The sequence below is a fragment of the Burkholderia sp. RF7-non_BP4 genome, from assembly GCF_001521935.1.
GTDB classification, from domain to species: Bacteria; Pseudomonadota; Gammaproteobacteria; order Burkholderiales; family Burkholderiaceae; genus Burkholderia; species Burkholderia diffusa.
The window spans coordinates 76,157-89,184 of record NZ_LOTA01000035.1 but is presented as its reverse complement, the minus strand read 5'-3'; the positions used below and the strand labels follow the sequence as shown (position 1 = coordinate 89,184).

The window sequence follows — 13,028 nt, the reverse complement described above, 5'->3', positions numbered from 1 at the left end:
GCGTTAGGCGTGCAACTCCAAACGGCGGACCGTCCATGACACCGGTCGGGAAGGGCCGGCATGGGGTGATTGAAACAGGCGGGCGCGGGCCGATTCCCTTGCGCGGCCTGCGTTCTTGTCAGACGAATGCTCGGCGCGACGCACGCGTGCATTCGGCGGCGAAGTTCGCAACGAATGTTGCGGCGCAGCAGGCGCGGCGCGACGCCGCCCGGCGGCGCGGTTCGTCTGGATACATATGTAACGAACCATTACGGCCTCGACGACGAAATGCAGGACCCTCGCCGCATGAGCGCCATGCATGACAAGGCGAGCGAGGCGACGCCTCCGGTCTCGCAGTGCGGGCCGTATGCGTCGCAGCACGTCGACACATCGATGCTGCACCTGCACACCGGCGTGTGCGCGACATCGATTGCCTTTCGATCGGCGCTGCCATTTGAAAATTACGATTTGACTCATGCCCCGCTTTCGGTTGAAGCTAATAGCTTGCTGTCCGAAGGGGGCTGTGCCTGCATGAGTTCGACCTTGACCGTTCGTCGTATCGCTGCCGACCAAGGCCGCGTGTATCGCGAACTCCGCGCCGCATCGCTGCGCGAGCCCTACGCGCCCGGGGAAGCGCCGGAGGCCGAATTGCTGAACGTCGATTCCGACGCGGCGGCGGCCGTCGCCGCGCTGCGTGCCGCGTCCGACGAGTCGACGACTTTCCTGCTGTATACCGAAGGCCATCCGGCCGGCATGATCGGCGCGTATTTCGACAATACGCCCGAGCGGCGCGCGTTCGTCAGCGAGCTGTGGGTCGCGCATGCGGTCCGTCACCTGCGCGGCGGCGTGCTGTTGCTCGAAACGGCCACCGCGTGGCTGGCCGAACGCGGTGCGCAGGACGTCTACGCATGGATCGCCGATGCGAACCGCAACGCGATCCGTTTCTACGAACGCGCGGGTTTCGGCAACACGGGCGAGCATGCGCCGATCGCGCGGATGCCCGGCGCGATGAAGTCGTTGTTCGTGTCGCACGTCAACACGCCCTGACGCATGAATGCGCGGGCCGCACGGTGCGATGAATTCCCGGCCGCCCGTCCGATTGCCCGCCTGCCGGTTGCGCGTTCGCCGCGACCGTCGCCACCCGGTTCCCCAAAAATAATGGCCGCGCGCGTGGACGCCTGTAAAATACGCAAAAATTTTTTGCAGAGTGTCCATGTCGCTTAAAAAATCGCCATTCTTCGAGCTGCGCAGCGGATCGGTCGATACGTTGCTGTTCACCGTGAAGACGACCGATCTCGATGCGTTGCGTACCGAACTGGTCAAGCGCTTCGAAGCGACTCCCGAGTTTTTTGCCGATGATGTCGTCGCGATCGACGTCCGCCGCCTCGCGGACGGCGAACGCGTCGCGCTTGCCGACATCCGCCAGATGCTGAACGATGTGCGGATGCGCCCGGTGGGCGTCGTCGCGCTCGCCACGCAGGGCTGGGCGGCGGAAGCCGGCCTGCCGTTGCTCGAGGCGCGCGACCGCCGCGTGTCGACGGCGAAGCCGGCCGAGGAAGCGGAGCCGGCGCCCGTCGCGGCCCCGGCCGCTGCCGCGGCAGCCGAACCGGCGCCGGAACCCGCGCCGACGCCGGTTGCGGCGGGCGGCCAGACGCTGGTGATCGATCGGCCGCTGCGTTCGGGGCAGCAGATTTACGCGAAAGGAGACCTCGTGGTGCTTGCGCCGGTCAGTCACGGCGCCGAGATCATCGCGGAAGGCAACATCCACATCTACGCGCCGTTGCGCGGCCGCGCACTCGCGGGCGTGCACGGCAATCACGACGCGCGCATTTTCTGCACGTGTCTGGAGCCGGAACTGATTTCGATCGCGGGTATCTATCGAACGACCGAGAACCCGTTGCCCGCCGACATACTGGGCAAATCGGTGCAGATCCGGCTCGAAGAGGAAAAACTGATGATCGAACCGCTGCGCCTGACGTGATTCACGCGGTACGCTCCGGATCGATCGGCTCTCATTGACGAACACAGGGTATTGGGTAAATGGCAAAAATCATCGTGGTGACTTCGGGCAAGGGCGGCGTGGGCAAGACGACGACCAGCGCGAGCTTCGCGTCCGGCCTCGCGCTGCGCGGCCACAAGACGGCCGTGATCGACTTCGACGTCGGCCTGCGCAACCTCGATCTCATCATGGGCTGCGAGCGTCGCGTGGTGTACGACCTGGTCAACGTGATCCAGGGCGAAGCGAACCTGAACCAGGCGCTGATCAAGGACAAGAAGTGCGAGAACCTGTTCATCCTGCCGGCGTCGCAGACGCGCGACAAGGATGCGCTCACGCGTGACGGCGTCGAGAAGGTGCTGAACGACCTGGTCGCGATGGACTTCGAATACATCGTCTGCGATTCGCCGGCCGGTATCGAGGCGGGCGCGCTGCACGCGATGTACTTCGCGGACGAAGCGCTGATCGTCACGAACCCGGAAGTGTCGTCGGTGCGCGACTCGGACCGCATTCTCGGCATCCTGTCGTCGAAGACGAAGCGCGCGGCCGAAGGCAAGGATCCGATCAAGGAACACCTGCTGATCACGCGCTACAGCCCGAAGCGCGTGAGCGAAGGCGAAATGCTGTCGCTCGAGGACATCAGCGAGATCCTGCGCATCAAGCTGATCGGCGTGGTGCCGGAATCGGAAGCCGTGCTGCACGCATCGAACCAGGGTCTGCCGGCGGTGCATATCGACGGCACCGACGTTGCGGAAGCGTACAAGGACGTCGTCGCTCGTTTCCTCGGCGAGGACAAGCCGCTGCGCTTCACCGATTACCAGAAGCCGGGCCTGCTGCAGCGCCTCTTCGGCAGCAAGTAACGGAGGCCGCCCATGTCCATCCTTTCGTTTCTCCTCGGCGAGAAGAAGAAGTCCGCATCGGTCGCGAAGGAGCGCCTGCAGCTCATCATCGCGCACGAGCGGGTCGGCGGCCGGCCGCCGGCCGATTACCTGCCGGCGCTGCAGAAGGAGCTGGTCGCGGTCATCTCGAAGTACGTCCATATTTCGAACGATGACATCCGCGTGAGCCTCGAGCGCCAGGACGATCTCGAAGTCCTCGAAGTGAAGATCGAGATCCCGCAAGCCTGACGCTTGCCTGCCCCCCCCGCACGGCGGCGCATGCCGTCGTGCGCGTCTTACGCCCTGTTGCACTTTCGGGCTCGCCGTAACACGGCGCCTGTCGGCCGCCGATCGACCTCCCGCATTGAACGAATACGCTCGCGTCATTTGTTAATCAGGAGGTTGTAATGGCTGTCTCTACCGTTCGACGTCGTATCGTTTCGCTCGCGCTGTTCGCCGCGGGCCTGTCAGCCATCGCCGCGCCGCTTGCCGCACGCGCGGACGAAATTCTCGTCGGTGCGCCGGTGATGGTGCAGTCGGGCCGGATGGTCGTCGCCGAACCGGTGGCGGCGCCCGTCGAGGAAATCGTCGTCGTCGCGCCGAATGCGCCGCCGCCCGTGCGCTACGAGGTCGTGCCCGACGCGCGCGTCGGCTACGTGTGGGAGCGCGGGCACTGGCGCTGGGATCACGGCCGCTACGTCTGGATCGGCGGTCACTGGGAAGCCGAGCGCATCGGCATGCACTGGGTGCCGGGCCACTGGGATCAGCGTGGCCCGAACTGGTTCTGGAACCGCGGCCACTGGGCCTGACGGAGGCATGCGATGAAACGAACCGCCATTGCCATCGCGCTCGTCGCGATCACGCTCGCCGGCTGTATCGTCGTGCCGGCCCGTCCCGTCTACTATCGGCCGGCGCCGGTGGTGATCTACTGAGGGTCACGCGGGCCCGTCCGCGCCGGGCCGCTCGCACCGGATGCTGGCGGATCGGGTTCGTGCGGCGTCGCCGTCGTGTGCGTGGCGACGTTGCCGGCCACCGGGGCCTCCGGCTCGCCAGCGTCCTGCTCGCGCAGCGTGTCGAGCGGATCGGCGGGCGCGGCGGCTGCATCCTGCGGCTCGACGACACCGGCCGCAGCCGCCGGTGCCGCGGCGGGGGCGGCGGTGGTCGCGGGCGGCGCGAGATAGCGCTCGGCGAGTGTTTCGTAGAGCGGCGGCGCGAAGAAGCGCGCCATGCGGCTCGATACCAGCGCGGTCGCCATCAGCGAAATCACGAGCGCGTGACCGTTGATCATCTCCATCACGATCACGAACGACGTGATCGGCGACTGCGTGACCGCCGCGAGGTAGCCGACCATCGCGAGCGCGATCAGCATCGGCAGGCTCATGTCGCCGAACACGATGTGCAGCAGGTTGCCGAACCCGGCGCCGATCGACAGCGAAGGCGCGAAGATCCCGCCCGGGATGCCCGGCAGGTACGACGCGACCATCGACACCATCTTCAGGAACGGATAAAGCACCGACAGCCGTTCATGGCCGTCGAGCAGGCCGCGCGCCTCGGCATAGCCGCTGCCGAACGTCGTCCCGCCCGACACGAGGCCGACGACCGCGATCACGAAGCCGCACAGCGCCGCGAACGCGATCGGGCGCTCGCGATACAGGCCGAGCAGGCGCGCGGGCAGCCAGCGGCCCGTATTGAGCAGCAGCCAGCTGAAAAGGCCGCCCGCGATGCCCGTCACGATCGCGGTGACGAGCACGGCGACGGCAAGCATCTTCGGAAAATGCTGACCGGCGTCGATCGTGCCGAAGTACGTGTAATTGCCGTTCAAGCCCAATGCGACGACACCGGCGAGGATGATCGCGGTGATCAGCACGCCGCTTGCGCGGGCGGAGAAGCTGCGGGTCAGCTCCTCGATCGCGAACACGATCCCGGCGAGCGGTGTGTTGAACGCGGCCGACAGGCCGGCCGCCGCGCCGGCGAGTACGAGCTGCCGTTCGATCTGCGCGTTCGAGCGCGGGTAGAAGCGCCGCAGGTTGAACATCAGCGCCGCGCCGACCTGCACGGTCGGGCCTTCGCGGCCGATCGTGAAGCCGCCGAGGATCCCCAGGAACGAGATCAGGACCTTGCCGAACAGGATGCGCAGCGTCAGCAGCCGCGCACCGAATGCGCTCGGGCTCGCGTGCAGTGTCGCGATGACCTGCGGGATCCCGCTGCCCTCGGCACCGCGGAAGAAGCGGCGCGTCAGCCATGCCGACGCCGCGGCGATCGACGGCGTCAGCAGCAGCGGCAGCCATGCGGCGTGGTCGCGCATCGTGCGGAATGTGTCGTAGCCCCAGTCGATCAGTCGCGCGTACAGCACCGCCGCGAGGCCGACGGCGATCGCGCCGAGCCAGAACACGCCATACTGGCGCCAGATCCGCAGCGACCGGCGGGTGAGAGCAGGAAACAGCGCGGGAAAGGGAGGGCGTTGCATCGGCAGCGGGCCGGAAGAGCAAAGAACGCATTATAAAAAGAACCAGATGCGGCCGGGGCTCGACAAATATTCACAAGAACGTCGCATTTTGTTGCAAATGTAATGTCGGCGTAATGTCTGCGCACCGCAAGCGTCGTTAGCATGGCGCAATGGCCAGCCATTCCTCATAACGAACGTGAAACGCATCCTCATCGTGAAAGTGACGTCGCTCGGCGACGTCGTCCAGACGCTGCCCGTCGTCGCGGACCTCCATCGCGCCTTCCCGGGCGTGACGGTCGATTGGGCCGTGGACGAATCGTGCGCGGAGGTCGTGCGCTGGCATCCGGGCGTGAGCGAGGTGCTCTGCGCGCCGCTGCGGCGGTTCAAGAAGCTGCGCAACGGCGGCGACCTGAAGGCGATCTCCGCGTCGATCGGCGCGCTGCGCGCGCACCGCTACGACGCCGTCATCGACCTGCACGGCGTCTACAAGAGCGCGATCATCTCGGCACTCGCGCGCGCCGCACGCCGTGTCGGCTATCAGACCCAGGATCTCGGCGAGACGGGTGCCCGTTTCGCGTACTCGCATCGCTTCGGCCCGCGGCCGGACTGCGACGCGTGGCACGGAATGCGCGTGAGCGCCGGCGAGGCGCTGGGCTATGTCCCCGAAGGCATCGCCACGTACGGAATCGTCCCGCCGCAGGATGCGAACCTGCCGCCCGCCGTGGCCGACGGCGCACCGTTCATGCTGCTGTTCCACGCGACGTCCAATCCCGACAAGAAATGGCCGGCCGACGACTGGGCCGCGCTGGCCATCCGGATGATGGCGCGCGGCGTGCGCGTGCTGTTGCCGTGGGGATCGGCCGCCGAGCACGACGATGCGCAGGACATTGCCGCCCGCGCGCCGGGCGCGATCGTGCTGCCCGCGATGTCGGTGCGCGAACTGGGCGCGGCCATCGGCCGGGCTGCGCTCGTGGTGGGGGTCGATACCGGGTTCGTGCACATGGCGCACGCGCTGCAGCGGCCGACCGTGATGATTTTCGTCGCGACCTCGCGCCACCATTGCGGCATCGGCGGCGCACCGAATGCACTGTCGATCGGCGAGCCCGGCATGCCGCCGACGGTGGCGCAGGCACTCGATGCGATCGATGCGGTCGGGCCGGCCTACGACGCGCAGCGCGAGCGGCTGACGGCCTAGCCTGCACAGGTCCGGCTTTCGGTGTGAACAGGCCCCGGGGAAACGGAGCCGATCGGTTCAGGCGAGCAGCGCTTCGACCGTGATCACCGCGGCGACGGCGGCCAGGTTGGCGAGCAGCGCCTCGAACAGGAGGCCGCGCCAGGTTTTCGGCCGGAAGCGTGCCGCGAGCAGCAGGGCGCCACCCAGCGCAAGCGCCAGGATCAGCACGAGGTCGGCGTTGTTGAGGTGGATGTTCATCGCGGCGGCTCCTTCGGGGATCCAGGGGGGCGCCACGGCGCCCTCGGATCGAGTATAGGCAGCGCCGCCCGCCGAACAACCCGGGGCGCCCCGGAGGCTCAAACGAGCGATGCGTCGCGGGTTTCGCGCATCAGCAGCACGCCGATCAGGCTGATCGCCGCCGCGACCGACACGTAGCCGCCAACCCACGACAGGCCGCCTTGAGCGGCGAGCAGCTGCGCGATGTACGGCGCGATCGACGCGCCGAGGATCCCGCCGAGGTTGTACGCGACGCCCGCGCCCGTATAGCGGACGTTGGTCGGGAACAACTCGGGCAGCAGCGCGCCCATCGGCGCGAACGTCACGCCCATCAGGAACAGCTCGAGCGTCAGGAACAGCGCGACGAGCGGCATCGAGCCGCTGCCGAGCAGCGGCTCCATCGCGAAGCCGGACAGCAGTGCGGCGATCGCGCCGACGGCCAGCACCGGCTTGCGGCCGAAGCGATCCGACGCCCACGCCGACAGCGGCGTCGCGAGCCCCATGAACACGACAGCAAAGCACAGCAGGCCGAGAAAGCTCTGGCGCGGAATATGCAGCGTCGACACGCCGTACGACAGTGAAAACACCGTCGAGATGTAGAACAGCGTGTAGCAGACCACCATCGCGAGCGCGCCGAGCAACGTGGGCTGCCAGTGTTGCGAGACGAGCGTCGCGACCGGCACGCGCACGCGTTCGTTGCGGTCGAGTGCGGCCTGGAACGCCGGCGTCTCGGTGATCTTCAGCCGCACGTACAGGCCGAGCGCGACGAGCACCGCACTGACGAGGAACGGGATACGCCAGCCCCAGCTGCGGAATTGCTCGTCGGACAGCGACAGCGCGAGCGCGAAGAACAGCCCGTTCGACATCAGGAAGCCCACCGACGGGCCCAATTGCGGGAACATCCCGAACCAGCCGCGCTTGCCTTGCGGCGCGTGCTCGGTCGCGAGCAGCGCCGCGCCGCCCCATTCGCCGCCGAGGCCGATGCCCTGGCCGAAGCGCAGCACGCACAGCAGCACCGGCGCGAGCGTGCCGATCGTGTCGTAGCCGGGCACGAAGCCGATCGCGGTAGTGGACACGCCCATCACGAGCAACGACGCGACGAGCGTCGACTTGCGGCCGATGCGGTCGCCGAAGTGGCCGAACAGGAACGAGCCGATCGGCCGCGCGATGAAGGCGATGCCGAACGTGACGAATGCGGATAGCGCCTGCGCGGTCGCGGAGCCGTGGGGAAAGAACACGGGGCCGATGACGAGCGCCGCGGCGGTCGCGTACACGTAGAAGTCGTAGAACTCGATCGCGGTGCCGATGAAGCTCGCGAACACGATGCGCCGGTGGCTGACGGCGCCGGCCGAACCGGTTGCGTGTGCAACGGCCGGGGGAGATGCGGACATGGATGTCTCCGTTTTGTCGTTGGGGCATTCGACTGAGCGTGCGCTCGGGCGGGCAGGTGGACGCCTGCCGGGAGAGCGCAGCCGGGCGGATGATGCGGTAGCGGCGTGGACGCGCGTCGTGGCGCGGACGTCACCCGCCGGTCGACGATGGAGACGGATAGGCCGCCGCCGCCCTGTGCCGGCATGGTCGGCTCGCATGCCGGGTGCGGCGCGCGAACGCGCGCGCGGGCGGGTGGCCGCGCGATTGCGGAAAATTATAGCCAGCGCCGCGACATAGCGGCAATCGCGGGCGGGCGCGGGCTCAGTCGATCGATTGCGCCTGTGCTGATGCAGTGCTTTGCAGCTGGAAATGGCCGTCGTCGTTGAACAGCCACCCTTCCATCATCTCGAGCCGGCCATTGCCGTCCAGCAGTTTCGACGGCGGTGGCGGCAGCGGTGCCGAGCGGCGCAGCGACGCGAGCGCGAGCCCTTCCGCTTCGCTGTCGCCGTTGCTGCGATAGACGGACGCGTTGACGAGGCGGCCGCTGCCATCGACGGTGTACGCGACGACGACGAGCGAGCGCAGCATCGCCTGCGGCGTCCCGTGCGAGACGCCGGACGGATTGTGCTCGGTCACGCAGCGCGCGACTTCCACGCGATATTGGTCGCGATTCGCGCTGCGGATGACGGACGGGATCGTCAGCACCGAGTGCAGCGACGGCGGCGGCGTGATCGTGCACGCGGCAAGCAACGAGGCGGCGACCAGCGCGGCAATACGCAGCCGGCTGGCGCATGAGAGGGGAAGAGGGGACATGGCGGAGTGCCGGAGGGTGACTATAAAAAAATGATAGGCGTCCCGGCGCGACCTGTTATCGGGAGAAACGCATAGTGGGCGAAGCGCGACCTGGCGATTCGCGGAGGATGGCGATCGGCGGGCCGACCGGCATGCGTCGCGAGGTGACGTGACATGTGACGGCGTGGGCGCGATATGTGCTCGCGTATCGCGCGCCGTGGGGCGGTGGGCGTGGCCCGACCGGCCCGCTCAGTAGCCGTGCGTGACGAGCGACAGAACGGACAGGTCCGGATGCGTGCCGTCGATGATGCTCTTGCCGATGTGCACGGCTTCCCGAACCGCTTCGTCGACGCTCGCGAAGCTTTCCTCGCCGTCGGCGTGGAAGGGCACCGCATGATCGGGCAGCGCGGGATTCACGCCGGGATGGCAGACATAGCCGGTGTAGGTGTAACGCGTGTCGCTGCCGGGAGCGAGGCCCGGCACCACATGGATCTCGAAGCCTTCGTAATCGACGTGATCCGTCGCTGTCGACAGTTCGGTCATGGCGGTCTCCGTGGGCCGCTCGCACGGATGGCGCGGGCGGCATCGAGTCACGGCGGCGGTCGTGTCGCCGTGCTGATCGAATTCTAGGCGATGGCGGCCCGGCTCGTGAGGCGCGCGTCGTCGGCTGCCACGGTGGGCGTGCGGTGTCGCGCGTTACCGCGTGCAGCGCGCGTCCTTGCGCTGCACCACGAGGATCACGGGATACTTCTCGCCGTGCTCGAGTTCCACCGGCGCGACGACCGTCAGCGTCGCCGGGTCGGAATCGTCGTACACGCTGACCTGTTCATTGCGGATATAGGTCACGCCGGTGCAGTTCGATGCGCGCCCATCGTCCGACACCTTGCACTGGATCTCGTTTTCCTTCAGGTAGTTGTACGGCGTCGGGCTCGCGAGATATTCGCGCAGGCTGCGCGGCGAGCCGCCGACGCCCTTCACGTACGCGATCGCGCACGATGGCGTTTGTGCGTCCGTGCCGGAGGCGGAATCGGCGGCCGCGGCGTGCGTGCCGACGGCAGCCAGCAGGGCGACGAGCGACGAGGCGATGAAGGGCTTCATGACGTGGTTTCCCGTTTCGCGAATCGGAGCGCCGGATTGTAACGGCATCGGGTGAGATGCGTCGGCGCGCCGGGCGGGCACCGAGCGCGGCGCGCGGCGGACAAACAAAAACCCCGTCATTCGATGAATGGACGGGGTTTGGCGAACTTCCTGGCGGAAGCGGTGAGATTCGAACTCACGGACAGTTTCCCGTCGCCGGTTTTCAAGACCGGTGCCTTAAACCGCTCGGCCACGCTTCCACACGAGGCGGCATTGTAACCGAAATGCCGCTTCGTTCAGCCTCAATCGTCGCGCAGGAACAATTCCTGCAAGTCGTTGAGGAAACGTTGGCCAAGCGGCGTCGGCGCGATCTGCGCAAAATCGCGCGTGATCAGTCCGCGCTGCTCCGCTTCCTTGAGTGCCGGCTCGATCGTGCCGATCGGCAAGCCCGTGCGTTCGACGAAGCTGTGCACGGGGAAGCCCTCGACGAGCCGCAGCGTGTTCAGCATGAACTCGAACGGCAGGTCGCGCGCACCGACTTCACGTTCCTCCTGAACCGGCGTGCCGGCCATCGCCTGTTCGATGAAGGTGGCCGGATGCTTGTAGCGTGCCTGCCGCAGGATCCGGTTCGGGAACGACAGCTTCGTGTGCGCGCCCGCGCCGATCCCGAGATAGTCGCCGAAGCGCCAGTAGTTCAGGTTGTGCTTGCACTGATGATTCGGCTTCGCGTAAGCGGACACTTCGTAGCGGTCGTAACCGGCCTCGGCCGTGCGCGCGTGGATCCATTCCTGCATGTCGGCCGACGCGTCGTCGTCGGGCACCGCGGGCGGAAACTTCGCGAACAGCGTGTTCGGTTCGAGCGTCAGGTGATACAGCGACAGATGCGGCGGCGCGAACGACAGCGCGGTCTCGATGTCGGCCCGGCATTCGTCGAGCGTCTGGTTCGGCAGCGCGAACATCAGGTCGAGGTTGAAGTTGTCGAACGTCTTCGCGGCTATCTCGACGGCCGCGCGCGCCTGCGCGGTGTCGTGAATGCGGCCGAGCGCCTTCAGATGGCCGTCGTTGAAGCTCTGGATGCCGACCGACAGGCGGTTTACGCCGCTCGCGCGGAACTGCGCGAACTTCGCGGCCTCGAACGTGCCCGGGTTTGCCTCGAGCGTGATCTCGGCGTCGGCATCGAGCGGCAGCAGCGCGCGCACGTCGGACAGCAGCCGGTCGAGACCGGCTGCGGACAGCAGGCTCGGCGTGCCGCCGCCGATGAACACCGTATGCACCTGCCGGCCCCAGACGAGCGGCAGCGCCTGTTCGAGGTCGGCGCGCAGCGCGTCGAGGTACTCGGTTTCCGGAAACCGCTCGCCCTTCCACTCGTGCGAGTTGAAATCGCAGTACGGGCACTTGCGCACGCACCACGGAAAATGCACGTACAGCGCGAGCGGCGGCAGCGATGTGAGCCGTACCTGCCCGGGCGACGTGAAGGCCGCGACGACGCGCGCGCCGGTTTCCGCCGCCTGGCTCATGCGGCCTCCGGTTGCGAATGCGTGACGAAGACGATCATGCCGGTTCCTCCGCGAGCCGCGCGAGCAGTGCCTTCAGCGCGAGCGCGCGATGGCTGTGCGTGTTCTTCACGGCCGGCTCGAGTTCGGCTGCCGTCGCGCCGAGCGACGGCAGGTGGAAATACGGGTCGTAGCCGAATCCGTGCTCGCCGCGCGGCGTGTCGACGATCTCGCCCGCCCAGCGACCTTCGGCGAACAGCGGCTCGGGATCGTCCGCGTGGCGCACCAGCGCGAGCACGCAGCAATAGTATGCGCGCCGGTCGGCGACGCCGCGCAGCTGCTCGACGAGGTACGCATTGTTCGCCGCGTCGCCCTTGTCGCCGCCCGCGCGCTGCGCGTAGCGTGCCGAATAGACGCCCGGCGCGCCGCGCAGCGCGCGCACGCACAGGCCGGAATCGTCGGCGATCGCCGGCAGGCCGGTGAGCCGCGACGCGTGCCGCGCCTTCGTCAGCGCGTTCTCGATGAACGTGCCGAACGGCTCTTCCGCCTCCGGCACGGCCAGGTCGCCCTGCGGCACGATCTCGATGCCGACCGTCGAGAACAGCGCGGTGAACTCGCGCAGCTTGCCGGCGTTGTTCGACGCGAGCACGATGCGCGACAGCGGCGCGAGGGTGCGATCGTCAGACATGGCCGGCGCCCAGCACGTCCTTCTGCAGCTGCACGAGCTGGCCGATCCCGCTTTGCGCGAGGTCGAGCAGCGCGTTCATCTCGGCGCGCGAGAACGGCACGCCTTCGGCGGTGCCCTGGACTTCGACGAAGCCGCCGGCGCCCGTCATCACGACGTTCATGTCGGTGTCGCAGCGCGAATCTTCCGCGTAGTCGAGATCGAGCACGGGCGCGCCTTCGTACACGCCGACCGAGATCGCGGCGACGTGGTCGGTGATCGGCGAGCGCGCGAGCTTGCCGGCCGCGATCAGCTTCGACACGGCGTCGTGCGCGGCGACGAAGGCGCCGGTGATGCTGGCCGTGCGCGTGCCGCCGTCGGCCTGGATCACGTCGCAGTCGATGTGGATCGTGCGCGGGCCGAGCGCTTCGAGATCGAACACCGCGCGCAGCGCGCGGCCGATCAGGCGCTGAATTTCCTGCGTGCGGCCCGTCTGCTTGCCGCGCGCGGCTTCACGGTCGCTGCGCGTGTGCGTCGCGCGCGGCAGCATCCCGTATTCCGCCGTCAGCCAGCCCTGGCCGCGATCGCGCAGGAATTCGGGCACGCGTTCGGCGACGCTCGCGGTGCAGATCACCTTGGTATCGCCGAATTCGACGAGTACCGAGCCTTCGGCGTGTTTCGTGTAATGGCGCGTGAGGGCGACCTTGCGCAGTTCGTCGGCGCGGCGGCCGCTCGGGCGGGACAGGGAAGACGTCATGGGGGAATCGTGGACGGAAGAGGAAACCCCGATTTTAGCGCCGAACGGCAGCCTTGCCCGGCGGGGTGGGGCGCAAAAATGGGATAATGCGCGCTTCCCGCCCCGCGCCTTGCAATGCGCCGGGC

Annotated in this window: 15 protein-coding genes and 1 tRNA gene; 6 read left to right on the top strand and 10 right to left on the bottom strand. The window is 67.6% G+C overall.

Features of this window, described 5'->3' with window-relative positions; translation table 11 throughout:
• Positions 1–372: 372 nt before the first annotated feature.
• The 5 genes from WS49_RS15800 (at position 373) to WS49_RS15780 (ending at position 3,662) form a co-directional block, all read left to right on the top strand.
• The gene (locus WS49_RS15800) at positions 373–1,026 is read left to right on the top strand and encodes a GNAT family N-acetyltransferase (protein WP_236873226.1); all 654 of its coding nucleotides are present in this window, start codon (positions 373–375) and stop codon (positions 1,024–1,026) included.
• A gap of 166 nt (positions 1,027–1,192) precedes the next feature.
• A complete protein-coding gene (gene minC, locus WS49_RS15795) occupies positions 1,193–1,960 on the top strand; it encodes a septum site-determining protein MinC (RefSeq protein WP_059530157.1) in 768 nt (255 codons plus the stop codon).
• 59 nt (positions 1,961–2,019) lie between these two features.
• Entirely contained in the window at positions 2,020–2,835 is an 816-nt protein-coding gene (gene minD / locus WS49_RS15790) for a septum site-determining protein MinD (RefSeq protein WP_044849298.1), read from the top strand.
• A gap of 12 nt (positions 2,836–2,847) precedes the next feature.
• Positions 2,848–3,102, top strand: a complete 255-nt coding sequence (minE, locus tag WS49_RS15785; protein ID WP_006486661.1) for a cell division topological specificity factor MinE — start codon at positions 2,848–2,850, stop codon at positions 3,100–3,102.
• 158 nt (positions 3,103–3,260) lie between these two features.
• On the top strand, positions 3,261–3,662 hold the full coding sequence (locus WS49_RS15780; protein ID WP_059530155.1) for a YXWGXW repeat-containing protein: 402 nt from the start codon (positions 3,261–3,263) through the stop codon (positions 3,660–3,662).
• 116 nt (positions 3,663–3,778) lie between these two features.
• Here the strand turns inward: WS49_RS15780 and WS49_RS15775 are convergent, their stop codons facing one another.
• Positions 3,779–5,320, bottom strand: a complete 1,542-nt coding sequence (locus WS49_RS15775; protein WP_059530153.1) for a chloride channel protein — start codon at positions 5,318–5,320, stop codon at positions 3,779–3,781.
• A 175-nt stretch (positions 5,321–5,495) separates the two neighbouring features.
• Between WS49_RS15775 and waaC the strand changes: the two genes are divergently transcribed.
• The gene (gene waaC, locus WS49_RS15770) at positions 5,496–6,494 is read left to right on the top strand and encodes a lipopolysaccharide heptosyltransferase I (RefSeq protein ID WP_059530151.1); all 999 of its coding nucleotides are present in this window, start codon (positions 5,496–5,498) and stop codon (positions 6,492–6,494) included.
• 57 nt (positions 6,495–6,551) lie between these two features.
• On the opposite strand, the gene WS49_RS15765 is transcribed toward waaC, so the two are convergent.
• From WS49_RS15765 to rph, 9 genes are all read right to left on the bottom strand, one after another.
• On the bottom strand, positions 6,552–6,731 hold the full coding sequence (locus tag WS49_RS15765) for a hypothetical protein (RefSeq protein WP_059530148.1): 180 nt from the start codon (positions 6,729–6,731) through the stop codon (positions 6,552–6,554).
• A 98-nt stretch (positions 6,732–6,829) separates the two neighbouring features.
• The gene (locus WS49_RS15760; protein WP_059530145.1) at positions 6,830–8,140 is read right to left on the bottom strand and encodes an MFS transporter; all 1,311 of its coding nucleotides are present in this window, start codon (positions 8,138–8,140) and stop codon (positions 6,830–6,832) included.
• Between the two features lie 301 nt (positions 8,141–8,441).
• Positions 8,442–8,933, bottom strand: a complete 492-nt coding sequence (locus tag WS49_RS15755) for a TonB family protein (RefSeq protein WP_059530142.1) — start codon at positions 8,931–8,933, stop codon at positions 8,442–8,444.
• A gap of 228 nt (positions 8,934–9,161) precedes the next feature.
• A complete protein-coding gene (locus WS49_RS15750; RefSeq protein WP_059530138.1) occupies positions 9,162–9,455 on the bottom strand; it encodes a hypothetical protein in 294 nt (97 codons plus the stop codon).
• Positions 9,456–9,608: 153 nt separating this feature from the next.
• Positions 9,609–10,010, bottom strand: a complete 402-nt coding sequence (locus WS49_RS15745; protein ID WP_059507119.1) for a hypothetical protein — start codon at positions 10,008–10,010, stop codon at positions 9,609–9,611.
• Between the two features lie 151 nt (positions 10,011–10,161).
• Positions 10,162–10,249: transfer RNA gene (locus WS49_RS15740), tRNA-Ser, on the bottom strand.
• A 42-nt stretch (positions 10,250–10,291) separates the two neighbouring features.
• Positions 10,292–11,506: a radical SAM family heme chaperone HemW gene (gene hemW, locus WS49_RS15735; protein ID WP_059530135.1), complete on the bottom strand. Its 1,215-nt coding sequence runs from the start codon at positions 11,504–11,506 to the stop codon at positions 10,292–10,294.
• Between the two features lie 34 nt (positions 11,507–11,540).
• Positions 11,541–12,170 (bottom strand): RdgB/HAM1 family non-canonical purine NTP pyrophosphatase, encoded by a 630-nt coding sequence (rdgB, locus tag WS49_RS15730; RefSeq protein ID WP_059530132.1) that lies wholly within the window; start codon positions 12,168–12,170, stop codon positions 11,541–11,543.
• Complete coding sequence (gene rph / locus WS49_RS15725) at positions 12,163–12,903, bottom strand: ribonuclease PH (RefSeq protein WP_059530129.1); 741 nt, start codon at positions 12,901–12,903, stop codon at positions 12,163–12,165. The genes rdgB and rph overlap by 8 nt, the downstream gene beginning before the upstream one ends.
• Between the last annotated feature and the right edge of the window lie 125 nt (positions 12,904–13,028).

Bases quoted from the DNA above. Each gene is read 5' to 3' on its own strand.
- WS49_RS15800 (WP_236873226.1), top strand. From the start codon at position 373: ATGCTGCACCTGCACACCGGCGTGTGCGCGACATCGATTGCCTTTCGA.
- minC (WP_059530157.1), top strand. From the start codon at position 1,193: ATGTCGCTTAAAAAATCGCCATTCTTCGAGCTGCGCAGCGGATCGGTC.
- minD (WP_044849298.1), top strand. From the start codon at position 2,020: ATGGCAAAAATCATCGTGGTGACTTCGGGCAAGGGCGGCGTGGGCAAG.
- minE (WP_006486661.1), top strand. From the start codon at position 2,848: ATGTCCATCCTTTCGTTTCTCCTCGGCGAGAAGAAGAAGTCCGCATCG.
- WS49_RS15780 (WP_059530155.1), top strand. From the start codon at position 3,261: ATGGCTGTCTCTACCGTTCGACGTCGTATCGTTTCGCTCGCGCTGTTC.
- WS49_RS15775 (WP_059530153.1), bottom strand. From the start codon at position 5,320: ATGCAACGCCCTCCCTTTCCCGCGCTGTTTCCTGCTCTCACCCGCCGG.
- WS49_RS15765 (WP_059530148.1), bottom strand. From the start codon at position 6,731: ATGAACATCCACCTCAACAACGCCGACCTCGTGCTGATCCTGGCGCTT.
- WS49_RS15760 (WP_059530145.1), bottom strand. From the start codon at position 8,140: ATGTCCGCATCTCCCCCGGCCGTTGCACACGCAACCGGTTCGGCCGGC.
- WS49_RS15755 (WP_059530142.1), bottom strand. From the start codon at position 8,933: ATGTCCCCTCTTCCCCTCTCATGCGCCAGCCGGCTGCGTATTGCCGCG.
- WS49_RS15750 (WP_059530138.1), bottom strand. From the start codon at position 9,455: ATGACCGAACTGTCGACAGCGACGGATCACGTCGATTACGAAGGCTTC.
- WS49_RS15745 (WP_059507119.1), bottom strand. From the start codon at position 10,010: ATGAAGCCCTTCATCGCCTCGTCGCTCGTCGCCCTGCTGGCTGCCGTC.
- hemW (WP_059530135.1), bottom strand. From the start codon at position 11,506: ATGAGCCAGGCGGCGGAAACCGGCGCGCGCGTCGTCGCGGCCTTCACG.
- rdgB (WP_059530132.1), bottom strand. From the start codon at position 12,170: ATGTCTGACGATCGCACCCTCGCGCCGCTGTCGCGCATCGTGCTCGCG.
- rph (WP_059530129.1), bottom strand. From the start codon at position 12,903: ATGACGTCTTCCCTGTCCCGCCCGAGCGGCCGCCGCGCCGACGAACTG.